This is a genomic window from Micromonospora sp. NPDC005205 (assembly GCF_040608275.1).
GTDB lineage: Bacteria > Actinomycetota > Actinomycetes > Mycobacteriales > Micromonosporaceae > Micromonospora.
The window spans coordinates 428950-454402 of record NZ_JBEXHV010000001.1 but is presented as its reverse complement, the minus strand read 5'-3'; the positions used below and the strand labels follow the sequence as shown (position 1 = coordinate 454402).

Annotated in this window: 17 protein-coding genes and 3 tRNA genes; 9 read left to right on the top strand and 11 right to left on the bottom strand. The window is 70.2% G+C overall.

From position 1 onward, the window contains the following. Position 1: 1 nt before the first annotated feature. From ABZU43_RS02140 to ABZU43_RS02105, 8 genes are all read right to left on the bottom strand, one after another. Positions 2-3688, bottom strand: a complete 3687-nt coding sequence (locus ABZU43_RS02140; protein WP_355004738.1) for a discoidin domain-containing protein — start codon at positions 3686-3688, stop codon at positions 2-4. 189 nt (positions 3689-3877) lie between these two features. Then, the gene (locus ABZU43_RS02135) at positions 3878-6775 is read right to left on the bottom strand and encodes a discoidin domain-containing protein (RefSeq protein WP_355004737.1); all 2898 of its coding nucleotides are present in this window, start codon (positions 6773-6775) and stop codon (positions 3878-3880) included. A gap of 144 nt (positions 6776-6919) precedes the next feature. Continuing rightward, a complete protein-coding gene (locus ABZU43_RS02130) occupies positions 6920-8539 on the bottom strand; it encodes a glycoside hydrolase family 13 protein (RefSeq protein ID WP_355004736.1) in 1620 nt (539 codons plus the stop codon). 138 nt (positions 8540-8677) lie between these two features. Continuing rightward, positions 8678-9565 carry a carbohydrate ABC transporter permease gene (locus ABZU43_RS02125; RefSeq protein ID WP_355004735.1) on the bottom strand — a complete coding sequence of 296 codons (888 nt, stop codon included), beginning with the start codon at positions 9563-9565 and terminating at the stop codon, positions 8678-8680. Positions 9566-9576: 11 nt separating this feature from the next. After that, complete coding sequence (locus ABZU43_RS02120) at positions 9577-10533, bottom strand: sugar ABC transporter permease (RefSeq protein WP_355004734.1); 957 nt, start codon at positions 10531-10533, stop codon at positions 9577-9579. Between the two features lie 87 nt (positions 10534-10620). Continuing rightward, on the bottom strand, positions 10621-12000 hold the full coding sequence (locus ABZU43_RS02115) for an extracellular solute-binding protein (protein ID WP_355004733.1): 1380 nt from the start codon (positions 11998-12000) through the stop codon (positions 10621-10623). A gap of 333 nt (positions 12001-12333) precedes the next feature. After that, the gene (locus tag ABZU43_RS02110; RefSeq protein ID WP_112586239.1) at positions 12334-13338 is read right to left on the bottom strand and encodes a LacI family DNA-binding transcriptional regulator; all 1005 of its coding nucleotides are present in this window, start codon (positions 13336-13338) and stop codon (positions 12334-12336) included. An 80-nt stretch (positions 13339-13418) separates the two neighbouring features. Beyond that, complete coding sequence (locus ABZU43_RS02105) at positions 13419-14906, bottom strand: FAD-dependent oxidoreductase (protein WP_355004732.1); 1488 nt, start codon at positions 14904-14906, stop codon at positions 13419-13421. Between the two features lie 80 nt (positions 14907-14986). Here ABZU43_RS02105 and ABZU43_RS02100 point away from each other — a divergent pair, with 80 nt between their 5' ends. Next, positions 14987-16063, top strand: a complete 1077-nt coding sequence (locus ABZU43_RS02100; RefSeq protein WP_355004731.1) for a serine hydrolase domain-containing protein — start codon at positions 14987-14989, stop codon at positions 16061-16063. Here ABZU43_RS02100 and ABZU43_RS02095 read toward each other — a convergent pair whose 3' ends face one another. Continuing rightward, positions 16064-17389, bottom strand: a complete 1326-nt coding sequence (locus ABZU43_RS02095; protein WP_355004730.1) for a deoxyribodipyrimidine photo-lyase — start codon at positions 17387-17389, stop codon at positions 16064-16066. After that, on the bottom strand, positions 17386-18309 hold the full coding sequence (locus ABZU43_RS02090; protein WP_355004729.1) for a phytoene/squalene synthase family protein: 924 nt from the start codon (positions 18307-18309) through the stop codon (positions 17386-17388). The genes ABZU43_RS02095 and ABZU43_RS02090 overlap by 4 nt, the downstream gene beginning before the upstream one ends. Positions 18310-18373: 64 nt before the next feature. Between ABZU43_RS02090 and ABZU43_RS02085 the strand changes: the two genes are divergently transcribed. The 8 genes from ABZU43_RS02085 to ABZU43_RS02050 all read left to right on the top strand — a co-directional run bounded on the left by ABZU43_RS02085 (position 18374) and on the right by ABZU43_RS02050 (position 23961). Beyond that, complete coding sequence (locus tag ABZU43_RS02085) at positions 18374-19516, top strand: polyprenyl synthetase family protein (protein WP_355004728.1); 1143 nt, start codon at positions 18374-18376, stop codon at positions 19514-19516. Between the two features lie 28 nt (positions 19517-19544). Continuing rightward, positions 19545-21026, top strand: coding sequence for a phytoene desaturase family protein (gene crtI, locus ABZU43_RS02080; protein ID WP_355004727.1), 1482 nt, complete (start codon positions 19545-19547; stop codon positions 21024-21026). Next, positions 21023-21643, top strand: a complete 621-nt coding sequence (idi, locus tag ABZU43_RS02075; RefSeq protein ID WP_355004726.1) for an isopentenyl-diphosphate Delta-isomerase — start codon at positions 21023-21025, stop codon at positions 21641-21643. The genes crtI and idi overlap by 4 nt, the downstream gene beginning before the upstream one ends. Beyond that, positions 21633-22577 (top strand): MerR family transcriptional regulator, encoded by a 945-nt coding sequence (locus ABZU43_RS02070; RefSeq protein WP_355005172.1) that lies wholly within the window; start codon positions 21633-21635, stop codon positions 22575-22577. Before idi ends, ABZU43_RS02070 begins: the two co-directional genes overlap by 11 nt. A gap of 75 nt (positions 22578-22652) precedes the next feature. After that, a complete protein-coding gene (locus tag ABZU43_RS02065; RefSeq protein WP_355004725.1) occupies positions 22653-23435 on the top strand; it encodes a polysaccharide deacetylase family protein in 783 nt (260 codons plus the stop codon). Positions 23436-23589: 154 nt separating this feature from the next. After that, positions 23590-23662: transfer RNA gene (locus ABZU43_RS02060), tRNA-Glu, on the top strand. A gap of 52 nt (positions 23663-23714) precedes the next feature. After that, a tRNA-Asp gene (locus tag ABZU43_RS02055) sits at positions 23715-23788 on the top strand. Positions 23789-23887: 99 nt separating this feature from the next. Then, a tRNA-Phe gene (locus ABZU43_RS02050) sits at positions 23888-23961 on the top strand. Positions 23962-24214: 253 nt separating this feature from the next. On the opposite strand, the gene ABZU43_RS02045 is transcribed toward ABZU43_RS02050, so the two are convergent. Next, a complete protein-coding gene (locus ABZU43_RS02045; protein ID WP_355004724.1) occupies positions 24215-25375 on the bottom strand; it encodes a hypothetical protein in 1161 nt (386 codons plus the stop codon). Positions 25376-25453 lie beyond the last annotated feature (78 nt).

Below are 25453 nucleotides of genomic sequence, written 5' to 3'. Positions count from 1 at the left end.
ATCAGTTGCGGTTGATGGTGAAGGTCGTCGTGGGGTTCTGGATGTCCACGGCGTTGTTGCTCAGCCGCAGGTTGTTGAAGGTGACCGAGCCGACAGCCGGCCCCTGCCCCGCCTCCGGCATGGGGTTCGCCCAGATGGCGAAGCCGGACTTCGCGTCGTAGGCGTCCCCGCTCTTCCGGGCACCGCTGATCGAGACGTTCGTGAAGACCGTGTCGGTGATCGGGTTCTGCGGCTGCCCACCGACGTAGTTGGTCTGGAACATGATGCCGCTGTAGGTCGGATCGATGATGTCGACATCGCTGACCCGGATGCCCTGGAACACCTTCGAGGCAGAGAAGACCCAGATCGCCGGGAAGGTCTGCCCACCCCAGAAGTGCCCACCGGCCCGCACGATCGAGATGTTCTCGAACCGGGTCGGCGGGTTGGCACCGAAGCCGTTCATCGGGTAGCCGAAGTCGAGCGAGCTGATGGTGATGCCCGAGTAGACCAGGGTGTCCGCGATGTAGATGTTGCGGAACGTGTTGCCGTAGCCGCCGTACACGGCGACACCGGCGGCCCGCCAGGTCAGGGTCGAGGTCAGGTTCTCGTAGATGTTGTCCTTCATGTCGGCGCCGCCCGCGTCGATGGCCGAGAACAGCGCGAAGCTGTCGTCGCCGGTGGCCCGGGCGTCGTTGTTGCTGACCAGGTTGTTGGTGCTCCCGTTGGTCATGTTGATGCCGTCGGCGAACATGTTCCGGATCCGGGAGTTCTTGATCGTCATGTAGTCGGTGTTCGCGCCCCAGTAGAGGCACACCATGTGCTCGTTCCAGATGTTGTCGATCACGATGTTCGACACGTTGGCGAAGTCGAACACCTTGCCCGGACCGTCGATCCGGGAGGTGTAGTTGCCGAAGTAGGCGAAGTTCTTGAAGGAGGAGTTCGCCGCCGAGTTCTCGGCCCGGAAGCCGATGTCGGTGTTGTCCTGGCCCGACGGAGCGTTGAACCGGGTGTACCAGGGGCCGGCGCCGGTCACCTGGACGGCCTTGCCGTACACCTGGAACTTCGACGAGGTGGAGTAGTTACCAGCCGGCAGGTACACCCCGACCAGGTTGCCGGTGGTGTCCATCCGCACCCGGTCCAGGGCGTTCTGCACGTCCTGGTGGGTGAAGCCGGTCGGGGTGGTGTAGCGCGCCGGGTCCGGGTTGGCGATCGGCGCCACCTGCTCCGTGTTGATGAAGTCGATGGCGTACGTGGTGGTGTTGGCCGGGTCCTTCTGAAGACGGATCTTGCTGCCGGCCGGGACGGTGGAGTTGAGCATGACGTTGGCTTCGTCGTAGATGTGCCGCGGTCCGCCCGCGCTCGGCGAGTTGCCCGGGCTGGCCTCGCTGCCGTACAGCCAGGCGTACCGGGAGGTCAGGTCGATGGCCTTGTGGAAGGTGCCGTTGACGTAGACGTTCAGTGTCGAGGTGATTCCACCGCCGCCCGGCGCATCCGGGATGGAGAAGCGGGTGACCAGCGTGTTGGTGCTGGCCCGGGTGGTGAACTCGACGTAGCTGCCGGTCGAGTTGAGGGTCACCGCCCGCCGGCCGGACGCCTCGCCGGCCAGGTCGCCGATCTCCCGGTTCGGTCCGACGACCGCCGCGCCGCCGCCGACGACGCCGTCCTCGGCCTCGTACATGTCGTACGGCATGTTGGCACCGCGACCGACGAAGAGCGGCCGGTCACTGGTGTTGTTGGCCTGCTTCACCGGCAGCTCGTTGCCGTCCACGGCGAGCACCACCCGGACGGTGTACTTGCCGTTCGCGGCGGTCCAGGTGCCCAGGCTGATCGGGCCGACCGTGGCACCGGCGTTGATCACGCCGGAGTAGGAGCCGGTCAGGGTACGGACCACGGTGCCGGACTCGTTGAGCACGGTCAGGGTGATGCCGTGCGCACCGGAGGCGGAAGCCTGGTTGCCGGCGTTGCGGACGGACACGGAGAAGGTCACAGTGTTGCCCGCCGACGGGTTGCCCGGCGACCAGGCGACCGCCGAGGCGACCAGGTCGGAGCTGGCGACCGCGGCGACGACCAGCGGGCTGGGGTTGGTGTAGCTGTTGTTGGTGTCGTCCTGCTCGACGACGGTGTTCGACTCGTCGACCTTGGCGCTGAGCGGGTAGCTGCCCGAGTCCCGGGTGCCGATGCTGGCGCTGACAGTGGTCGAGGCACCGGCCGCGAGACCGCCGACCGAGGCCGTGCCCACCCGGGTGGAGCCCAGGTAGAAGTTGACGTTGGTCGCGCCGGAGGCCGCCGAGCCCGCGTTACGTACCGTCGCGGAGAGCGTGATGGTGCTGGTCTCCACCGGTGCGGACGGGCTGAACGACATGCCGGTAACGGTCAGGTCCGGGTTCGGGGCCGGGGTGCCGAAGACCTGGAACTCGGCCACCTGACCGGCTGGGGCACCGGTGTTCGAGGCGATCGAGAGCCGTACGTCGGCCGCCGCGCCGGAGACCGGGATGGTCACCGTGTTGCCGCTGCCCGGGTTGAAGTTGTAGTTCGCCGCGCCGACCAGGGTGGTGAAGCTCGACGAGCCCTGGTCCCGGCCGAGCACAGTGATGTTCTGGGTACGCGCGCCCCACGCCGAGTCCGGGTTGAGCTTCACGACGACCTGGCTGAGGGTGGCGTTCGCGCCGAGCTGCACGGTCAGCGTGCTCGGGTTGCCGTTGCCCTCCCAGTAGGTGGCCACGTTGTTGTCGTTGGCGTTGGTGGCCACGAACGTGTGCACGAACCCGGAGGCGCTGATCGGCTTGCCGATCGCCAGGTTGGAGCCGGTCGGCGGGTTGCCGGTGCCGGTCCGGGTCACGGTGTTGCTGTTCGCCGACTGGTTGCCGGCGGCGTCCTTGGCCCGCACGTAGTACGACACCGTGGCGCTGTCCGCCTGGCTGTCGGTGTACGTGAGCGTCGAACCGCTGACGCTGCCGCGCAGCGCACCGTTGGCGTAGACGTCGTAGCCGGTCACCCCGACGTTGTCGGTCGACGCCGACCAGGCGAGCCGGATCTGTCCGCTGGCCGGCTGGGTGTAGGCCAGGTTGCCCGGCACGCTGGGAGCCTGGGTGTCGGTGCTGCCGGTCGCGCCGTACACCTCGACCTCGGACAGCTGGGCGGCCGGCCAACCGGTGTTGCCGGTGACCTGCACGCGTACGTAGCGGGTGCTGGCGGCGGTGAAGCTGACGGTCGCGGTGTTGCCGCTGCTCGGGTTGAAGGTGTAGCCGGCGGACGCCTTCAGGGTGGTGAAGGACGAGCCGTTCGTCGAGCCCAGGACCGACAGCGTCTGCGTACGGGTCTGCCAGTCCGACGCGGGTGGCAGCTTGAGCACCACCCGGTCCACGCTGACAGTGGCGCCCAGATCAGCCTGGATCCACTGCGGGAACGCGTTGTTGGCGCTCTCCCAGTAGGTCGACGCGTTGCCGTCGTTGGCGTTGCCCGCCACGTAGTTCTGGTTGTAGCTGCTGGCGGTCATGGTGGCGGAGAGCCCGGCGAGCATGGCCACGCGGGCGGCGGCTGCGGACGGGTCGGCCGTTGGTGCCGCGCTCGCCATGGGGGTGACGACCGGGGCGGTGGCGAGGAGCACGCCGGCGAGTACGCCGGCGAGCAGCCGTCGGTGGCCCGTGCGGGAGACGGGATTGAGCGCGCCGGTTGGCGGCGTGCCTCGTCTGGTGCCGTTACTGGACATGGGGTCGCTACACCTCTTTCGGGGGTGGGTGTGGGTGCGTTGCCCGGCGACGGGTGCAGGGGTACTCCCGTCGTTCCGCGACAGGTGGGGGACGGTGCTGGGTGGGGACGGGGTTGGACGGCCGGCGCGGCGTTGCGCCGGGACGCCCGGACCGGATGCCCCCGCCCGGTCCGGGCGGAGGCACCGGACCTAGCTGGAGTAGATCTCGAACTCGCTGAGCTGGCCGGCCGGCCAGCCGCTGTTGCCGGTGACGGTCAGCCGCAGGTACCGCTGGGTGGTCGCCGTGAAGGTCACGGTGACCGTGTTGCCGCTGGCCGGGTTGAAGCTGTAGCCGGCGGACGCCTTCAGCGTGCTGAACGTCGACCCGTTCGTGGAGCCGAGCACCGCCAGCGTCTGCGTACGCGTCTGCCAGGCCGATGAGGGTGGGAGCTTCAGCACGACCCGGGACACCGACCGGTCGGCGCCCAGGTCCACCGTCAGCGACTGCGGGAACGCGTTGTTGGCGCTCTCCCAGTAGGTGTTCGCGTTGCCGTCCACCGCGTTGGGGGCGGCGTACACGTCGGAGTGGCTGGTCTCGGTGATCGACCGTCCGGCCGCGAGGTTGCCGCTGGGCGGCGGCGTGGTCGGGGGCGGTGTGGTCGGGGGCGGCGTGGTCGGGGGCGGGGTGGTCGGCGGCGGGGTGGTCTGGGTGCCGCCGTACACCTCGACCTCGGAGAGTTGCGCGGCCGGCCAGCCGCTGTTGCCGGTGACGGTGACCCGGATGTAGCGGCGGTCACCGGACGGCAGCCCGATCGACACCGTGTTGCCCGAGCCGGGGGCGAAGACCCGACCGGCGGACGACGCCAGTGTGGTGTACGACGAGCCGTCGGTGGAGCCGAGCACCGACAGGGTCTGGGTGCGTTGCTCCCAACCGCTGGGCAGCTTGAGCGCCACCCGGTCGACCGACCGGGACGCACCCAGGTCGATGGTCACCGACTGGGGGAAGGCGTTGTTGGCGCTCTCCCAGTACGTCGACGCGTTGCCGTCCACCACGTTGGCGGCCGTGTAGCTCTGGTTGGTGCTGGTGGCGGTCGTCGACCGGCCCAGCGCCAGGTTCCCGCTGGTCGGGGGCGGCGTGGTGGGCGGTGGGGTGGTCGGCGGCGGCGTCGTCGGGGGCGGGGTCGTGGTGGGCGGCGGCGAGGTGGGTCCGCCACCCCACTGGGGGTCGGGCCACGGGCCGCAGTACGGGGTCGGGGTGTACCAGCCGGAGTTGCCGGAGCCCTGGGTGATCTGGAAGCCACCGCCCACGCAGTTGTGCATCGGGTTGCTCTGCGCGATGTTGGTGGCCCGCACGTTGGTGAAGGACACCTGGCTGGGTGCCTGCACCTGGAGCGCGTACGTGCCGGCGCCGTCGATCCGCACGTTGGAGAGGTTGATGCCGCTGGTCTGACCCTCGATCCAGTGCAGCGCCGCGTAGGAGCTGTCCAGGATGTCGGTGTCGGTGATGTTGATGGTGGCCTGCTGGAACGACTCGTTGAGGGCGGAGAACCAGATCGCCCCGACGCCGAAGTTCCAGTTGTAGTCCGAGTTGCCGTTGCGGATCAACGTGTTCCGGGCGATCGTCCAGGTGCCTCGGACCGCTGTGTCGCCCTGCACACCCGGATAGCGGTTCGCGACGTGGATGCCGCCGCCGTTGGTCAGCGAGTCGGCGGTCACGTTGTCGGTGATCTTGATGTCGCGACCACCGTAGCTGACCAGGTGGTTCGCCAGCAGGGTCACGCCGATGGTGTTGCGGGTGAAGGAGTTGTTGACGTTCGGCACGCTCTGCGCCCACATCGCCAACGCGTCGTCACCGGTGTTGCGGACGAACGTGTTCGTCACCGTCGAGTTCGTCACCCCGGTGTGGAAGTTCACCCCGTCCGCGGTCTGGTCCAGGATCCGGCTGTTGCGGATGGTGAAGTTGTCCATCGGGCCGTCCATCCACGCCCCGACCTTCGTGTTCTCCAGCCAGAGGTTGTCCACCACCGAGTTGGTCATCGCCCCGCCCAGGGCGTTGACCTGGTCGTCGTCGACCCGTTCCCGGATGTCGCCGATGATGGCGAAGTCGCGCAGCGTGACGTTGCGGCTGGGCCCGTTCGCCTCGTGCGAGCGGACCGGGCCGGTGTAGCCGCCACCGGGAACGTACTTGCCGTAGATGCCGACGGACCTGTTCCGCTCGGTGGGGTGCCGGCCGCCGAGCACCGAATACCAGGGGCCCGCGCCGCGCAGAGTCACCCCGTCGACCACCACGTGATCCCAGAGGGTGAAGGTGCCGGTCGGGATCCAGACCGCCCGGCCCTGCGCCTTGCCGGCGTCGACAGCCGCCTGGAACTTCGCCGTCGAGTCGGTCGCGCCGCTCGGATCGGCCCCGAAGTCGGTGACCACGTCGATGACACCGGAGGGCTTGGCGATCGGCGCGACAAGCTCGAAGTCGGCCAGGTCGATGGTGAAGGTGGGCGACTGCGCCGTCGAGGAGACCTGGAGCCGGATCTTCGTGCCGGCCGGCTGGGTGCTGCCGAACAGCGCCCGGGTCTCGTCGTAGAAGTGGTGCGGGTTGGTGTCACCCGGGTTGTTGTTGAACGGGTATCCGCCGTAGTACCAGCCGTACTTCGACGTCACCGGGACCGACTTCAGCAGGTTGCCGTTGGCCCGCAGGTCGATGGCGGCATCCCGGCCGGTGCCGGCCGAGTTGTCCGGCAGGCTGTAGCGGAAGGTGACAGCGTTGGCCGGGGCGGTGAGGGTGAACTCGACGTACTCACCGACGGCGTCCAGGGTGACCGCCTCCCGGCCGGACGCCTCGGACGGCAGCGTGCCGTAGCGCCGGTCCGGGCCGATCTTCGTGCCGTTGTGGGCGACCTTCTCCGCCTCGTGCTCGATGAACGGCACAGTGGCGCCCCGGTTGGGGATGTCGAAGGGGGACAACCCCGCCGCCGAGGCCGGGGTCGCGGTGCCGGTGACCGCGAGGACGGTCACCGAGGTGGCGGCGAGCACTGTGGCGGAGATGGCGGCCAACAGTGCCCTGGTCGGGTGTCGAAGGTGGTGCGGGGTGCCGGTGGTGTGGTTGGCCATGAGCTGCGCTCTCCCTTTCGTCAGGCAGGCCAGATCCCCCCGTGTCGGTGCGGTGTCGCGCGTCCCCCCTCGGTTCTCCCTTCCTGGGTGGCGTGGTGCCGGCGGCCGGGACGGGCCGCCGGCACCACGGCGAGCAGAGTCAGGTCAGGCCGGGCCGTCCGCCCCGCGCGGCCCGTCGGTGGATTCGGCGGTACGCAGCCAGACCGCTGTGTCGGCCGGCAGCAACCCGTCGTCGAGCGGCCCGCTGGCCAGCAGCAACTCCCCCTGAGCTGGCATCGGCACCGGCGCGGCGGACAGGTTGACCAGGCAGGTGAAGCCCCCGCCACGGCTGAACGCCAACACCCCGTCCGGGGCGGGCAGCCAGGTCAGCTCACCGTCACCGAGCGCCGGGTCGGCCTTGCGGGCCTGGATCGCCGCCCGGTACAGCTCCAGCATCGAGGCCGAGTCGCCGGTCTGCGCGCTGGCCGTCCGCTCCTTCCAGTCGGCCGGCTGCGGCAGCCAGGGCGCCGCGGAACCCTCGGGGCTGAACTCGAACGGCGGCTCGTCCCCGGCCCACGGCAGCGGCACGCGGCAGCCGTCCCGACCGGGGTCGATCCGGCCGGACCGCTCCCACATGGGGTCCTGCCGCATCGCGTACGGGATGTCCTCGACCTCGTAGAGGCCCAGTTCCTCGCCCTGGTAGACGTAGGCGGCACCGGGCAGCGACAGCGAGAGCAGCGCGGCGGCGCGGGCCCGGTGGGTGCCCAGCTCCAGGTCGGTGGGGGTGCCCTCGCGCTTGGCGGCGAAGCTGAACCGCGTGTCCGCGCGACCGTAGCGAGTGACGTGCCGGGTGACGTCGTGGTTCGAGAGCACCCAGGTGGCCGGCGCGTTGACCGGCGCGTGCGCGCTCAACGTCCCGTCGATGCTCTCCCGCAGCGCCGCGGCGTCCCAGGCGCAGCCGAGAAAGTCGAAGTTGAACGCGGCGTGCAGCTCGTCCGGGCGCAGGTAGTTGGCGAACCGCTGCCGGTCCGGCAACCACACCTCACCGATCAGCGCCCGGTCGGCGTACTCGTCGGCGACCCGACGCCAGCCCCGGTAGATGTCGTGCACGCCGTCGAGGTCGTGGAACGGGTGCGGCTCGTCCTCGCGGACCTCGGGCAGCGTCCCGTCCTTGACCAGGAGCCCGGCCGAGTCGATCCGGATGCCGTCCACGCCCCGGTCGAACCAGAACCGCAGGATGTCCTCGAACTCCTCCCGCACCCGGGGGTGGTCCCAGTTGAAGTCCGGCTGCTGGGGGGCGAACAGGTGCAGGTACCAGTCGCCGGGGGTGCCGTCCGGGTTGGTGGTGCGGGTCCAGGTCTCGCCGCCGAACTCGCCGATCCAGTCGGTGGGTCGCTCGTCGCCGTTGGGGCCCCGGCCGGGCCGGAACCAGAACAGGTCCCGTTCGGGCGCGCCGGGTCCGCCGGCGAGCGCGGCCTGGAACCAGGGGTGCGCGTCGGAGCAGTGGTTGGGCACCACGTCGACGATGGTCCGGATGCCCAGCGCGTGCGCCTCCGCGATCAGCGCCTCCACCTCGGCCAGGGTGCCGAAGACCGGGTCGATGTCGCGGTAGTCGGAGACGTCGTAGCCGGCGTCCGCCATCGGCGACGGGTACCAGGGGCTGAACCAGATCGCGTCGACGCCGAGCGCGGACAGGTGGTTCAGCCGGGACCGGATGCCGGCGATGTCTCCGATGCCGTCGCCGTTACCGTCGGCGAAGCTCCGGGGATACACCTGGTAGATCACGGCTCCACGCCACCACGGACTTCTGTCAGCTGTGGACACGAGCACCTGCTTTCTGCGTCAGTACGTCGGCGGGTTCGCCGGACCTGGTCATGTGTCGGGCGAACGGTCGTTGTTCGCCGCGGAAGGATGCGGTGGTGGTTATCCCTTGATGCTGCCCGTGGTCAGACCGGACATGATGTTCCGTTGGAAGATCAGGAAGATGATGACCGTCGGGATCGCGGCGATGACCGACGCGGCGATCACCACGTTCATCGGTGTGCCGCCGGCGAAGGTGTAGATGCCGACGCTCACCGTCCGGGTCTCGGGCGAGGGCATGACCAGCTTCGGCCAGAGGAAGTCCTTCCACACCGCCGTCACGGCGAAGATCGAGACGACGCCGAGGATGGGACGCGACAGCGGCAGGATGATCGACCAGAGCGTACGCAGCGACGACGCCCCGTCCATGAGGGCGGCGGCCATCAGCTCCTCGGGGATCGAGTCGAAGAACCGCTTCAGCAGGAAGATGTTGAACGCGTTGGCGACCATCGGCAGCCAGATGGCGAACGGCGAGTCCAGCAGGTTGATGTGCAGGATCGGCAGGTCGAGCACCGTCACGTACTGCGGCACGATGAGGACCATCGCCGGGATCATCAGCGTCGCCAGCATCAGGCCGAGGATCGCGTTGCCGAAGATCGGCCGGAGCTTGGACAACGAGTACGCCGCCGCGCTGTCGAAGACCAGTTGGAACAGCACCGCGCCGATCGCGTAGTAGAAGGTGTTGAACAGCAGCTTGGCGAGGGCCAGGTTGTTCCAGGCGTCGATGTAGTTCTGCGGCTGCGGGTCCTTCGGGAACAGCGAGGGCGGGGTCTGCGCGATCTCCTGGCCGGACTTGAGCGCGCCGGTGACCATCCAGTAGAGCGGGCCGAGGAACACGAGGGTGAACCCCGCCACGACGATGACCAGCAGCGTCCAGTAGATGACCTTGCCGCGCCCCCGACTCAGCTGGGAGTGGGAGATGAGGGTCCGGGTTCCGGAATCCTGTGCCATTCCTCGCCGTCCTAGTCCTGTTTCGCAGTCAGCCGCACGTACACGGCGGAGAAGCCGGCCAGCACCACGAGCATGATCACGCCCAGCGCGGCGGCGCCGTTGAGGTCGTTCTGGAAGAACCCGTGCTGGTAGATGAGGTACGCCACCGAGGTCGCGGAGTCCTCCGCGCCCGCACCGTTGGCGAGGATCAGGGGCTCGATGAAGAGCTGCATCGTGGCGACGATCTGGAGCATCGCCAGGAGCGCGAGGATGAGCCGGGTCTGCGGGATCGTGACGTGCACGATCCGCCGCCAGATCCCGGCGCCGTCCAGCTCGGCGGCCTCGTAGAGCTCGCCGGGGATGTTCTGCAACGACGCCAGGTAGATGAGCACCGCGCCGCCCATGTTCATCCAGGTCGACGCGACCACCATGGCCGGCATCGTCATCTCGGGCGACTGCATCCACTGCGAGGTGGGCAGGTGCAGCGCCTTGAGGATCGCGTTGAAGAGCCCGGCCTCGCTGGGGTCGTACGCGTAGAACTTGAAGAGGAACAGCGCCGAGGCCGGCGGCAGCATCACCGGCAGGTAGACCAGGATCCGCAGGTACCCCTTGGCGTGGCGGAACTCGTTGAGCAGGATCGCCACGAAGAACGGCACCACGTAGCCGAGGGCGAGCGCGAGCACCGTGAAGTAGAAGGTGTTCTGCCAGGCCGTCCAGAAGCTCGGGTCGGCGATGATGCGGGAGTAGTTGTCCCAGCCCACCCAGGTGGTCTCGCCGCGCCGGGTCCGCTGGAAGCTCATGACGATGCCGCGGATCATCGGGTACCAGGAGAAGACGACGAAGCAGAGCACCGCCCCGATCAGGAACGCGTGACCGGTCAGGTTGTCCCGTACCTTGCGGCCGAGGCTGGTGCGCTGCGGCCTCGCCGAGTACGGCGACGGCGGGCGGCCCGGTTTCCTGCGGGTCTCCGGGACGGTGGTGATCGCCAAGGCAACTCCTGGGTGAGTCGGTGACGTCGATGGCGCGGGGTGGGGAGTGTGGGGGCCGGGTCGGCGTACCGGCCCCCACACGATCGGTCAGCTCTCGGCGGCGAGGAGCTGGTTGACCTTCTCCTCGGCGGTCTTGAGCAGTGCGTCGATGTTCGAGTTCGGGTTGGTCAGCACACCCGACATCGCGGCATCGAGCACCGCGTAGACGGCCTGGGCGTTGCGCGGCTCACCCTTGATCGGAACCGGGGTCGCCTCGAAGAGCGCGAAGTTCGTCGTGTCGACGTTCGCGTTCGCCTTACGCAGCTCCAACTCCTGCTTCTGCGCGTCACTGCCGTTGGCGAAGAGCAGCGGCTGGGGCAGACCAACCGGGTAGTTCTGCGGCTTGGCCCGGACGTAGTCGAACTGGCCCTTGCCCGGGGTGAGCTTCTGGTACGCGACCCACTTCAGACCGGCCTTGACCTGCTCGGGAGTGAGGTCCTTCTTGAAGAAGTAGCCCTCGCCACCACCGAGCGTCCCCTTCGCCGCGCCGTCCTGTCCGGGCAGCGGAGCCATCGCCCAGTCCTGGAACTTGCCCTGGAACTGGCTGACGATCGCCTGGGTGGCGTCCGGCGCGCCGATGAACATGCCGACCTTGCCCGCGCCGGCGTTCGTCAGCAGGTCGCCCCACTGGAGCAGCTGACGGGCGCCCATGCTGTTGTCGCCGTACCGCATGTCCTTGAGGTTCTGCAGGACCTGCTTGCCCATGGGGTTGTTGAAGTCGGCCTTCTTGCCGTCCTCGCTCAGCACCTTGCCGCCCTGCGAGTAGAGCAGGGAGGTGAAGTGCCAGCCGCCGGTGTTGCCGGCGCTGTACTCGGAGTAACCGGCGATGCCCTTGCCGAGTGCGGAGATCTTCTTGGCGGCGGCACGGACCTCGGCCCAGGTCTTGGGCGGGCTGTTCACGTCCAGCCCGGCCTGCTGGAACAGGGCCTTGTTGTAGACCAGACCCATCGAGTAGTTCTTCACCGGAACGGCGTAGAGCTTGCCGCCGTCGGTGAAGACCTCCTTGAGCGCGGGGTCGACGCTGTCCCAGGTCGGGACGGTGTCCTTGTTGGCGTACTGGCTGATGTCCATCGCCTGACCGGAGTCGAGCACCTGCTGGAGATCGGTCATGTACCCGTAGAACACGTCGGTCACGGTGCCGCCGGCGAGGCGGGCGGTGAAGTCCGGCGGGTTGTTGCACTGCTCGCCGACGCTGACGCTCTTGATGGTGATGTCCGGGTTCTGCTTCTGGAACTCGGCGACGTCGTCGTTCCAGTTCTTCAGCAGCTCCTTCTGGGCGCCGACCGGCTGGCAGTCGACAGTGATGGTGACCTTGCCGCTGGCGTTCGAGCCCTTGTCGTCGCTCTTCGTGGAGCATGCCGTGAGGCTGAGCCCCAGGCCGGCCACGAGCGCAACCGCCGCAGCCTTTCGGTAGTGCGGTACGGACATCTGTCCATCCCTTCGGGAACGGGTGACTCCAATGACCTTCGCTGATCTGCGGTGATACGACCTGACGCCCAGTAGCTGCGTCGGAGCCAGGTGTGAGTGGAGTCACTGTAACGAGGCCGACTCATTTCGGCAAGGTATCGACGCTGTTCCGAAAGGACACGACGTGGTTACGACAGATGTTGGCAAGACGCTGAAAGAGGCCCGACTTGTTAGCTATTGATGGTCTATGACCGGTCATTCGGCCCGGTCGATGCCGACGGCGGCGAGCAACGACGAAAACGGCCGCCGACCGCGAGAGGCGGTCGACGGCCGAAGCGTCGTTCGGTGTGGTGCCTAGCGGCCGGGGGCTGGCGCGGTGGAACCCCGCACCACCAACTCCGGCTCGAACAGCAGCTCGTCCTGGAGGACGCCGGCGCCCTCTATCTGGGTGACCAGCAGATCCACGGCGGCCTGCCCCATCGTCTCGATCGGCTGCCGCACGGTGGTCAACGGCGGATCGGTGCACGTCATGAAGGCGGAGTCGTCGAAACCCACCACCGACACGTCGGCCGGAACCGAACGCCCTAACCGCCGGGCCGCGCGGATCGTGCCCAGCGCCAGCACGTCACTGGCGCAGATGATGCCGGTCACGCCCCTCTCGACCAACTTGGTCGCGGCGACCCGCGCACCCTCCATCGAGAAGCTCGAACGCTCGACGCACTCGGCGTCACCCTCGTCCCAGCCCGCGGCCTTCATCATCGCGTCGAGCTTGCGTCGGGACGGCACATGTCCCTCCGGGCCGAGCACCATGCCGATGCGTTCGTGCCCGAGCGAGCGCAGGTGCCCGTACGCCTGCTCCACCGCCACCGCGTCGTCGGTGGAGACCCGGGGGAACCCCAACTCGTCCACGCCGGCGTTGACCAGCACGACCGGAAGCCCTCGGTCGGTCAGCCGACGGTAGTGGTCGTGTTTGGCGTCGGCGAGCGCGTACGACCCGCCAGCGAAGATCACCCCGGAGACCTGGTGGTCGAGGAGCATCTCCACATAGTCCATCTCGGAGACGCCGCCGATGGTGCGGGCACAGAGCGCCGGGGTGTAGCCGCGCTGGGCGAGAGTGCCGGTGACCACCTCGGCCAGCGCCGGGAAGATCGGGTTCTGCAACTCGGGCAGCACCAGCCCGACCAGCCGGGCGCGTTCGCCGCGAAGCTTGGTCGGCCGCTCGTAACCGAGCACGTCCAGCGCCGTGAGCACTGCGGTGCGGGTCGCCTCGGAGACGCCGTCGCGGCCGTTGAGCACCCGGCTGACGGTGGCCTCGCTGACGCCCGCCTTCTTGGCAACTTCAGTCAACCGCTTGGTCACGACCGCAATGGTACGTCACTTGCATGAAAGAAATGAACAGCAAAATGCGCTGCGCTTGCTGCCCACCGGCTGATCTGAGGTCAGGACAGGTCTTGTAGAGCGGTTTCGATGGCCCTGTGGAAGGTCGGGTACGCGTAGATCATGTGCCGGAGCTGACTCAGTGGCACCGCCGCGTGTACCGCCACCACCAGCGCGGACAACACCTCGCCGCCGGCCGGGCCGGCCGAGGTCGCGCCGATCAGCACGCCCTGGTCGGCGTCCGCCACGACCTTGATGAAACCGTCGTCGCCGACCCGGTGGATCCAGCCCCGCGTCGAACTGCTCAATTTGGTGAAACCGACCTGCACGTTGATGCCGCGTTCGCGGGCCTGCTGCTCGGTGAGCCCGACCGCGCCGATCTCGGGATCGGTGAAGGTCACCCGGGGCAGCGCGCGGTAGTCGGCTCGCGGGATGGTGCCTGCTGACCCGCTCGATCCGCTGGCGGCCAGCGAGCTGGACGCGCCCATCGCTCCGCCGACCACGCTGGAGGTGCCGCTGGCGTCCGCGCCCGCCTTCGCCTGCCGGGCGCGGGCCAGGATGTCGGCGATGACGATTCCCGCCTGGTACATGGCGATGTGCGTGAAGGCACCCTCGCCGGTGATGTCGCCGACCGCCCAGACGTGGTCGGTGACGTGCAGACGGTCGTCCACCGGGAGGTAACGCTGGCTGGCGTCCAGGCCGATCGTGTCCAGGCCCAGCTCGGCGAGGTGGGCCTTGCGGCCGGTCACCACCAGCAGCCGGTCGGCGGTGAACTCCGCGCCGCCGCCACCGTGCAGGGTGAATCTGGTCCCGTCGTGCTCGACCCGTTCGGCGCGTACCCCGGTGTGGATCTCCACGCCGTCCGCGCGCAGCGCCGCGGCGGCGACCTCGGACGCCTCGGGTTCCTCGACGGCCAGCACACGGTCGAGCGCCTCGACCACTGTGACCCGGACCCCGAAGCGGGCGAAGACCTGCGCCAACTCCAGGCCGATCGCGCCGCCACCCAGCACGAGCAGCGTCTGTGGCAGCTCCTCGACCTCGATCGCCTGGTGGTTGGTCCAGTACGGCGTGTCGGCCAAGCCGTCGATCGGCGGCACCGACGGGCGGGTGCCGGTGCCCAGCACCACCCCGTGTCGGGCCTCGAACACCTGGTCACCGACGCGGACCCGGCGTGGACCGTCGAGCCGACCGCTGCCCCGCACGAGTCGGCCACCCTTGCCGATGAACCGCTCCGCCGCGACTGTGTCGTCCCAGGTGTCGGTGGCTTCCTCGCGGATCCGCTTCGCCACCGGCGCCCAGTCCGGCTGGACCTGCGCCGTCCCGGCGAGCCCGTCGACCCGGCGAGCCTCGGCGAGCGCGTTGGCGGCTCTGATCATCATCTTGCTCGGGATGCAGCCCCAGTACGGGCATTCCCCGCCGACGAGATCCCGTTCGACGCCGACCACGCTCAAGCCGGCCTCGGCAAGTCGCTCGGCCACCTCCTCGCCGCCGACCCCGAGCCCGACCACGACGACATCCACCAGCTCCGGTTCCGCCACACCGAACAGCATCCCCCGGCGACACCACACCAACCACCGGGGTCGCCGGAAAAATCGGCACGCGCACCGGCCCGGACGCCTACCGTGGCCGGATGCACGCACGCTTCGCTCCGGTCCGGGACTGCTTCCACGACCTGCTCGCCTCCGGCCGGGAAACCGGCGCCGCCCTGACCGTCTGGTACGACGGGCAACCGGTCGTGGACCTGACCGGCGGCTCCCGCAGCGGCCACGGGCCGGGCGGCGAGCCGTGGCTGCCGGACTCGCTGGTCAACGTCTACTCGGTCGGCAAGCCGGTGGCTGCGCTCTGCCTGCTGATGCTCGTCGACCGGGAGAAGGTCGACCTCGACTCGCCCGTCAACACGTACTGGCCGGAGTTCCGCACCCCCGCCACAGTGCGCCAGGTGCTGTCGCACACCGCCGGGCTGCCGGCCTTCCCGGTGCCCCGACCGACCACCGCGATCGCCGACTGGGCGCTGCTCACCGGCGACCTGGCCGCCGCCGACCCCGAGTGGTCGCCGGGCACTGTCGCCGGGGAACACGCCTGGACGTACGGGCACCTGGTGGGCGAGGTGGTCCGCCGCGTCGACGGGCGGTCGGTGGGCCGTTTCCTGGCCGAGGAGATCGCCGACCGGTGGCAGCTCGACCTCGGCTTCGGGCTGTCCGAGCCGGACCAGCGGCGCTGCGCCGAGCTGCGCTACGGCGACCCGCAGTGGCCGGTTCGAGCGCTCGGCGAGCCGGGCTCGCTGCGAGCGCGAGCGATGGGCAACCCGGCTGGCGGGCTGGACCTCGCCGTGCTGAACAGCCCGCTCTGGCGGGGTGCCGAGGTGCCAGCGGTCAACCTGCACGCCACCTCGGCTGGCCTGGCCCGGCTCTACGCCGGCCTGCTGGCCGGTGGTGTCCTGGACGGGGTTCGGCTGTTCAGCCCGGATCTGATCGCGGAGGCGACCCGGGTCCAGTACGACGGACCGGACCTGGTGTTGGACCGCGACGCCCGCTGGACGTTGGGTATGCAACGGGAGCCGGACGGCAGTTGGGGCATGGGCGGCATCGGCGGCAGCAGCGCGTGGGCCGACCCCGAGCGGGGCTACACCTTCGCGTACGCCACGGCGCACCTCGCCGAGCACGACCGGGTCGACGAACTGGTCGAGGTGTTGCACTCGGTGCTCTGATCAGCGCAGCCAGACGGGGTCGGTGCCGGGCACCGAGAGGGGCGGCGGGTAGTCGAGCGTCTGGCGCAGGGCCTCGGGCAGCCGCCACGGCTGGTGGATGGCCTTGCCCTGCACCGCGGCCAGCTCCGGCACCCACCGGCGCACGTAGTCGCCGTCCGGGTCGTACCGTTCGGCCTGCCGGACGGGGTTGAACCCCCGGTACGGCTTCGTGTCGTTGCCGGTGCCGGCGACCCACTGCCAGTTGCCGGAGTTGTTCGCCACGTCCCCGTCGAGCAGCCAGCGGAAGAAGACCGCCACCCCGGACCGCCAGTCCTGCCCGAGGTGCTTGGTCAGGTAGCCGGCGGTGATCAGCCGGGCCCGGTTGTGCATCCAGCCCTGGGCCAGCATCTGCCGCATCCCGGCGTCGACGATCGGCATCCCGGTGCGTCCCTCGGTCCAGGCCGCCAACGCGTCGTCGTCGTAGCGCCACTGCTCGGTGGCACCCCGCCGGTACGCCGCGGTCGAGATCTCCGGGAAGGCGGCGGTGACCTGGTAGTAGAAGTCCCGCCAGCAGAGCTGCCTGACGAACGGGCCGGACCGGTCGCCGGCGCGGTTCGCCACCGCCAGCGGTGACACGCAGCCGAAGCGCAGGTACGGGCTGAGCCGGGAGGTGTCGTCGCCGGCCATGTCGTCGTGCTGATCGCCGTACCGGTTCAGGTCGGGCAGCCAGTCGGTGAGCCGCTGGCGGGCGACCCGCTCGCCTCCGATGGCCGCGTCGGGCGAGTCGCCGTTCGGCAGCGCCGGCAACCGACCCACGCGTACCCGGTCGGGCAGCGCGATCCGCCGAGGCGCGGCCAGCTCCTCGCGCCACCGGTTGGCCGCCCAGGCCCGGTGGTACGGGCTGAACACCCGGTAGTGGTCGCCGCCGCCACCGGGGCGCAACGCGCCCGGCTCGACAACCGTCAACCCGGGAAACAGGCGCAGGTGCAGCCCATGCCGCTCGCACTCGGCGCGTAGTCGCCGCTCCCGGCGGCCCGCGTAGTGGCTGACGTCGGCCGAGAGCGCGACGGCGGTGGCCCCGACCTCGTCGGCCAGCCGGATCGTCTCGGCCACCGGGTCGCCGTGCCGGACCACCAGGTCGCCGCCACGCTCACGGAGTTGGTCGCGCAGGTCGGCGAGGGCCTGGTGCAGGAAGCGGGTGCGGTTGGCGGAGAGGTCGGCCAGCGCCGGGTCGAGCACGTACAGCGGCACCACCTGGTCGAACGCCGCACAGGTGGTGGCCAGCGCCGGGTGGTCGTTCACCCGCAGGTCGCGGGTGAAGAGCACGATCGCCGTACTCGCGGTCACCGGCTCTCCGGCTCGATCGTCGGCCCGGGGATGACGACCGGCGTACCCGTCGAGGTGAGCAGGGCCCGCGCGGCCACCGCCATCCGTCGCCGCTGCGGCACCAGGGCCCGCTGGACGAAGACGTCGTAGTCCTGCGCGGCCACCTCGTCGAGGATGCCGCCATAGAGGGCGTACGCGGTGCGCATGCAGGCCTGCGAGGCGGGCGCCAGCATGGTGATGCCCGGTGCGGCGGCGGCGTAGTGCGCCTGGGCGCGGGTCACCTCGTACTCGATCAGCTCGCGGATCCGGGGGGTGACGTGACCTCGGGCGCGGGCCTCGGCCAACTCCTCGCGGGTGACCCCGAACTTCGCCATGTCCTCGTCCGGCAGGTAGGTGCGGCCCCGGTCGAGGTCCTCGGCGACGTCCCGGATGAAGTTGGTGAGCTGGAAGGCGAAGCCGAGTTGCCGGGCCGGCTCCCGGGCTGCCACCGGGTCGGAGCTGCCCAGGATCGGCAGCATCATGGTGCCGATGACCGCCGCCGAGCCCTCCATGTAGTCGAGCAGGTGGTCGTAGGTCGGGTATGCGGTGACGGTCAGGTCCATCGCCATGCTCTTCAGAAACGACGCAAAGTCGTCCCGGTCGAGATCGAAGACGGCGATCGTGTGCAGCACCGCCGGCAACAGTGGGTCGTCGACCGGCGCACCGTGCAGACCGGCCACGAACTGGCTGGCCCAGCGGTCCAGCAGAGCGGCCCGCTCGGCCGGCGGCAGGTCCTCGGTGCTGTCGACGATCTCGTCCGCGTAGCGCGTGAACCCGTAGAGGGCGTGCACATGTCGTCGTTTCCACGCGGGAAGCAGGCGGGTGGCGAGATAGTAGGTGCGGCCGTGGCGTTTGTGCAGCTCACGGCACCGGTCATAGGCAGCGGTGAGATCAGTTTCCACCGGCCCTCCTCCATTATCGACGCACCAATCGACGCAACTCGTAGCCTAGGGTACGCTCAGCCGCATGGCCAACGACGCAGTTGCGGGCAACGTGACCCGCGTGGCGCCGGCAGGGCCGGCCGACGGAGACGATCCGGTCCGCGCCGTTCTGGCTGCTTATACCCACGATCTGGTCACGGCGGTCGATGAAATCCTTGACACTTTCCTCACCGCCGAGGTCGACGCCCTCACCGAGATCGACGCGTCGATGGGCAGTTTCGCCGCCACCGCGCGGGAAGCCGTCCTGACCGGCGGCAAGCGGATCCGGTCCACGTTCGCCTACTGGGGCTGGCGTGGGGCCGTCGGCGGCACCGCGGCGCTGCCACCGGTGCTGCCCGCGCTGGCCGCGCTCGAGCTGCTGCACACCTTCGCGCTGGTGCACGACGACGTGATGGACGCGTCCACCACCCGCCGTGGCCGGCCCACCGCCCACGTCGCGCTCGCCGAACAGCACGTCGCCGCCGGCCACCGGGGAGATCCCGGCCGGTTCGGTGAGGCCGTCGCCGTGCTCATCGGCGACCTCTGCATGGTCTGGGCCGACCAGTTGCTGGCCCACGCCTCGGTTCCGTCGAGCCGGCTCTTCGAGGTGCGCCGCTGCTACGACCAGATGCGGGTCGAGACGGTCGCCGGGCAGTATCTCGACGTGCTCGGTGAGAACGACCCGGCCAGCTGGTCGGTCGACCGGGCGCTACGGGTGGCCCGCTACAAGACCGCCAGCTACACAGTCCAGCGACCACTGCTCTTCGGCGCCTGCCTGGCCGGGGTGCCCGCCGACGACCCGCTGGTCTCCGCGTACTCCCGCTACGGCCTGGCTGTCGGCGAAGCGTTCCAGCTCCGCGACGACCTGCTGGGCGTCTACGGCGACCCGGCGGCCACCGGCAAACCGGCCGGGGACGACCTGCGCACCGGCAAGCCGACCACGCTGCTCACGCTGGCCCGTGAGCTGGCCACCCCGGCCCAGCTCGCGGCGTTGGAGCGGGCCGCCGACGGATCGGTCGACGCACTCGCCGAGCTGGTCGCCGAGACCGGCGCGGTGACCCGGGTGGAGCAGATGATCGCCGAGCGGGTCAGCGACGCGCTGGCCGCGCTCGACGCCGCACCCGTGGACCAGACGGCGCGGACAGCGTTGACCGGGCTGGCCACCGCCGCTGCCAACCGGCGGGCCTGATGAGCGACTTGAGCGAGGAGGTGGTCACGTGCGGACGGTGACAGGACGGACGGACCGGGTGGTGGTCGTCGGGGCCGGGCTGGGCGGGCTCGCCTGCGCGCTGCACCTGGCCGGCAGCGGTCGACAGGTGACGGTGCTGGAACGCGAGCCGGTGCCCGGCGGGCGGGCCGGACGCCTCGGCGTTGACGGCTACGAGTTCGACACGGGCCCGACCGTGCTCACCATGCCCGACCTGATCGCCGAGGCGCTCGGCGCGGTCGGCGAGGAGCTGCACGACTGGCTGGACCTGACCCCGCTCGACCCCGCCTACCGGGCGTACTACCCGGATGGCTCGACCCTCGACGTGCTCACCGACACCACCCGGATGGCGGCCGAGATCTCCCGGGTGTGCGGGCCCCGGGAGGCCGACGGCTACCTGCGGTTCGTCGAGTACGCGCGAGAGCTGTGGCGGCTGGAGCGCACCGACTTCATCGAGCGCAACCTGGACGCGCCGACCGACCTGATCACCGGCAACCTGCTCAAGTTGCTCAGCGGCGGGGCTTTCCGGCGCCTCCAGACGAAGATCAACCAGTTCTTCCGGGACCCGCGTACCCAGCGGATCTTCTCGTTCCAGGCGATGTACGCCGGCCTCGCGCCACACGACGCGCTGGCCATCTACGCGGTGATCGCGTACCTCGACTCGGTGGCCGGGGTCTACTTCCCCCGCGGCGGCATCCACGCGGTCTCCAGGGCGATGGCCGGCGCGGCCGAGAAGCACGGCGTGCAGATCCGGTACGACACCACAGTGACCCGGGTGGAGACCGTCAACGGCCGCGCCACCGGAGTGCTCACCGCCGACGGCGACCTGGTGCCGGCGGACGTGGTGGTGCTCAACCCCGACCTGCCGGTCGCCTACCGGGACCTGCTCCCCGCCGCGCCGCAGCGCCGGCTCACCTACTCGCCGTCCTGCGTCGTTCTGCACGTCGGCTCCCGACAGGCCTATGCGAAGATCGCCCATCACAACATCCACTTCGGGCGCGCGTGGAAGGGCACCTTCGATGAGGTCATCCGACGGGGTGAGCTGATGACCGATCCGTCGCTGCTGGTGACCAACCCCAGCCGGACCGACCCCGCGGTGGCCCCGCCGGACCGACACACCTACTACGTGCTCGCCCCGGTGCCCAACCTGCACCGGGCGCCGTTCGAGTGGCGCGGCGACCTGACCCAGCGCTACACCGACCAGCTCATCGGCACCCTGGAGGAGCGCGGCTACGTCGGCTTCGGCGCCGGGGTCGAGGTGCTCCGGGCGATCACCCCCGCCGAGTGGGAGGAGCAGGGGATGGCCGCCGGCACTCCGTTCGCCGCCGCGCACACCCTCTTCCAGACCGGCCCGTTCCGCCCGTCCAACCTGCACCGCGGCCTGTCGAACGTGGTCTTCGTCGGCTCCGGGACCCAACCCGGCGTCGGCGTACCGATGGTGCTCATCTCCGGCAAGCTCGCCGCCGGCCGGATCACCGGGGAAGGCCGATGAGCAGCCGCGAGAAGCACCTCGTCGAGCTGGTCGACGAGACCGGCACGGCCCACGGCGAGACGACCGTCGCGGCCGCGCACCAACCACCGGGGCAGCTGCACCGGGCCTTCTCGGTGTTGCTGGTGGACCCGGACGGCCAGGTGCTGCTCCAGCGCCGAGCCGCCGTCAAGACCCGGTTCCCGCTGCGCTGGGCCAACTCCTGCTGCGGCCACCCACAGCCTGGCGAGTCGCTCGCCGAGGCGGCCAACCGACGGCTGCGCGAGGAGTTGGGCGCGGGCCCGGTCGAGCTGACCGAGGTCGGCATCTACGTCTACTACGCCGAGGACCCGGCGACCGGTCGGGTCGAGTTCGAGTACGACCACGTGCTGCGCGGCGAGTTCCTGCCCGGCGCTCCGCTGCTGCCCGACCCGGACGAGGTGGCCGAGCTGCGGTGGGCCGACCCCGCCGCGTTGGAGGCCGAGTTGAAGCTCGACCCCCGGTCGTACGCGCCCTGGCTGGGCGGGGTGGTGCACCGGCTGCTCCGCCCCGCGGAGTCCCGGTCGGGCGCAACCGGCCCGGCCATGACGCTGCCCGGATCGTCGGCGGATGACACGGCGGAGCGGTCGGGTGGTCGATGAGGCGCTGAGCGCGGGCGCCGTCGCACGTCGGTTGGGGGTCGCGGTGACGACCCTCCGCACCTGGCACCAGCGCTACGGGCTCGGGCCCAGCGAACACATCCCCGGTCACCACCGCCGGTACACACCCACCGATCTGGCCCGTCTCGAAATCATGCGACGGCTCACCGCCGAGGGAGTGAGCCCCGCCGAGGCGGCCCGCTGGGCCCGCCAGGCACCGGACCCGATGCCCAACGGCACCGTCGCCCCCGCCCGGATCCACCCGACCGGCCGGGACGGCGGCGGCTCCATCCCGGTCGGCCGTGCCGGTCCGGCGGCGCGCGGCCTGGCCCGGGCCGCCATGCGACTGGACACGGCGGCGATCAGCGAGACGATCGCGCACGCCCTGGCCACCAACGGAGTCGTGGCCACCTGGGAGGGCCTGCTGCGCCCGGTGCTCGCCGGCATCGGCGAACGGCACGCCGCCACCGCCGGCCTGATCGAGGTGGAACACCTGATGTCCCGCTGCGTCTCGGAAGCGCTCGCGGCGGCCAGTCGGGCCAACGTCCCCACCGGGCCGGCCCGGATCCTGCTCTCCTGCGCCGACGAGGAACAGCACACGCTGCCGCTGGAAGCGTTGGCGGCAGCTCTCGCGGAAGCCGGTGTCAGCTACCGGATGCTCGGCGCCCGGGTGCCGGTGGCCGCTCTCGTCGAGGCGGTCAACCGGACCGGACCGGCCGCCGTGGTGCTCTGGTCGCACACCCGGGCCACCGCCGACCCGACCCAACTCAGCGCGCTGCTCGCTGCCCCCCGGCGCCCGTTGCTGGTGCTCGCCGCCGGCCCCGGCTGGCGAGCCGACACACTGCCCGCCGGGGTGGTGCGGCCGGTCGACCTGGCCGAGGCGGTCTCGCTCTCCGCCGCCGTCCGCGACTCCCTGGACCAGTCGAGGCGTGACTGATCGCACTGTCGCCGGATCGCGGCGTGAACTACCGTCGGGCGGGTCCGCCTACCCCGACCCTCCGGGAGCGAGCACATGCAAGCCCGCGCCATCCTGGCGTCCGTCCTCGCCGTGGCGCTGCTCCTGTCCGGCTGCGCCCAGCCAACCCGCACCATCACACCGGCCGCCGCTCCGAAGCCGGTGGAGTCGATACCGCCGCCCACCCCGAAACCGCACCCCAGCGTCACCAAGCCGGCCAAGCCGCCGCTGCGGCCGCTGCCGGCCAAGCTCCCCTCCGGCCTGGGGCGCAACACCGGCGTACGCCCGGTGGCCCTGACATTCGACGACGGGCCCAGCCCGGCCTGGACACCCAAGGTGCTCGACCAGCTGAAGGCCGCCAAGGTGACAGCGACCTTCTGCGTCGTCGGTCGCGAGGCACAGCGTCACCCGGAGTTGGTCCGGCGGATCGTCCGGGAGGGACACCAGCTCTGCAACCACAGCTGGCGACACGACCTCGAGCTCGCCCGTCGACCCGTCGGCGAGATCCGGGCCGACCTGGACCGCACCAACAAGGCCATCCAGAAGGCCGTTCCCGGCGCGAAGGTGTCGTTCTACCGGCAGCCCGGCGGCCGGTGGACGTCGGAGGTGGTCAGGGTGGCCAAGGACCTCGGCATGCGTCCACTGCACTGGTCGGTCGACCCGCAGGACTGGGACAAGCCGACCGCAGCCACGATCGGCAAGCGTGTCCACTCCGCCACCCGGCCCGGTGCGATCGTTCTTCTGCATGACGGAGGCGGTGATCGGGCCGCGACACTCGCCGCATGCCCAAAGGTGATCGCCGACCTGAAGCAGCGCTTCGGCATAACCCGACTCCGCTAGAACCGCTCTGACCTGCTGTTATTGCCCGTCCCAAGCCCTTGCCGATACCGATTTTGTCGACCGACGGAGCATCACGTATGCTTTCGAAGCCTCCGGCGGGGCCGGATGGGAGCAAGTCCGCTTGAAGTTGCGAGTGTGCAATGATGGCGGGGCCGCCCTCATCGTCTAGCGGCCCAGGACGCCGCCCTTTCAAGGCGGTAGCACGGGTTCGAATCCCGTTGGGGGCACGACCGGCGAAAGCCGGGGCAAGGCCGGCGAAAGCCGGAGCAACACAAGCTAGGTCCTGTGGAGCAGTTGGAGTGCTCGCCGCCCTGTCAAGGCGGAGGTCGCGGGTTCAAGTCCCGTCAGGACCGCAGCGCTGACGCCGCGCCCCGCGCGGCGTTCTGCGTATCGGAGCAGGTCGCCTTGCCGCCGGTTCGTCCGGTTGCCGGGTAACATGAGCCGAGCGACACGGCCAGGTAGCTCAGTTGGTACGAGCGTCCGACTGAAAATCGGAAGGTCGGCGGTTCGACCCCGCCCCTGGCCACATAGCCTTTCGCCGGGCTACAGAGATCCCCACCAGCGAATACGCAGGTGGGGATCTTGCTTTGGCGGGTGTGGTCAACACGACTTTCTGGAAGTCGCGGGGTCCCGGCTGGCGCGACACCGCGTATTCAAGGAAACCGAGTCGATCATGCCCGGGGCGGCCTCCGCGTGGGGGCAGCGCGGCGGACGTGACGCACCCTGCGGCGGATTGACCCATGACAGCGGCGCCGGACGTGACGCGCGACTGCGCGGCGTCAGTGGTCGCGGCGACCCTGCGGGCGATGCTGGGCCACGCTGCCCTGGATCGCCTCCCACACGCTGCGTCCGGCCTCTCGCAGCGTCTCCCCCGCCTGCTCGGCGAACTGGGCCGCGCTCTGGGCCGCAGCCTGCGCCGCGCCCGGCAGACCACCGTCACCGCCACCGGACGGGCGCGGCCCCGACCCATCCGACTGTTTGCGGGCTTCTTCGGTGCGACGCGGACCCTCGTGCCGCTGACCCTCCGAGCCATGGGCGGCAGCCGGCGGGCCGGTCTCCGGACGCTGGCCCTGCGAACGCTGGCCCTCCTGCTGCTGCCCCTCCGACTGCGGGCCCTGCGGCCCACGGCCCTCCGGACGCTGCTCCTGCGGCTGCGCCTGGTCGGCCGGTCCTGGGCCACCGGCTCGCGGTCCAGGACCGCCGGCACCCGGTCCTGAGCCGACCGGACCAGCCCCGGACCGACCCGCATCCGCCCGACCCGCATTCGGCCGGTCAGGAGCCGGTCGCCCAGGGCCCGGCTGATCCAGCTCCGGCTGATCGAGACCACGGCGATCGGGACCATGGCGATCGAGACCACGGCGATCGAGACCACGGCGATCGGGACCATGGCGATCGGGGCCCCGCTGGCCGGAGCCCGAAGGCCGACCCGGACCGGTCCGGTCGGAGCCCAGCTGGTCGCGGTCGGCCACTGGGCTGGCTGCGCCGACCTGCCGGCTCGGCTCGTCGCGGACGTCGTCCGAGCGTCGACCCGATGCCTTGATCTCCGCTGAGCCTGCGGCCAACTGCTGGGCACCGCGGTTCATGTCGTCGACGGCGGTGCCGGCCGTGCGCGCGAGCGTCTCGATGATGTGTGGGTTGTGGTCGAGCGTGTCGAGCGCGCGGCCCAGGATCCTTGTCAACTGCTCCAACCGCACCCGCAGCTGCGCCTCGGCGTTCACCCCGTCGATGTTCAACTCGCCGCCGTTGAGGTGCACCCGTACGCCGGCGTCGACCTGGAGCAGGTTGGCCACCCGGGCCCGCAGCGACAGGTCGGCCTCCAGACCGTCGACCGCCAGTCGGATGGAGTCGACGGTGACCTTCGGAATGTCGAGCAGGACGTCCGGGTCTGCGGCGTCGTCGACGGTCCGGTCCGGCCCTCGTTGCTGCGCGTTCTCGCTCATGATCTCCCGCCCGCCCGCACGAAAGTCCCGGTCGTCCGCGCGGTTACCCGCTTTCCGGCCGGGCATCCCGTCCGTGAC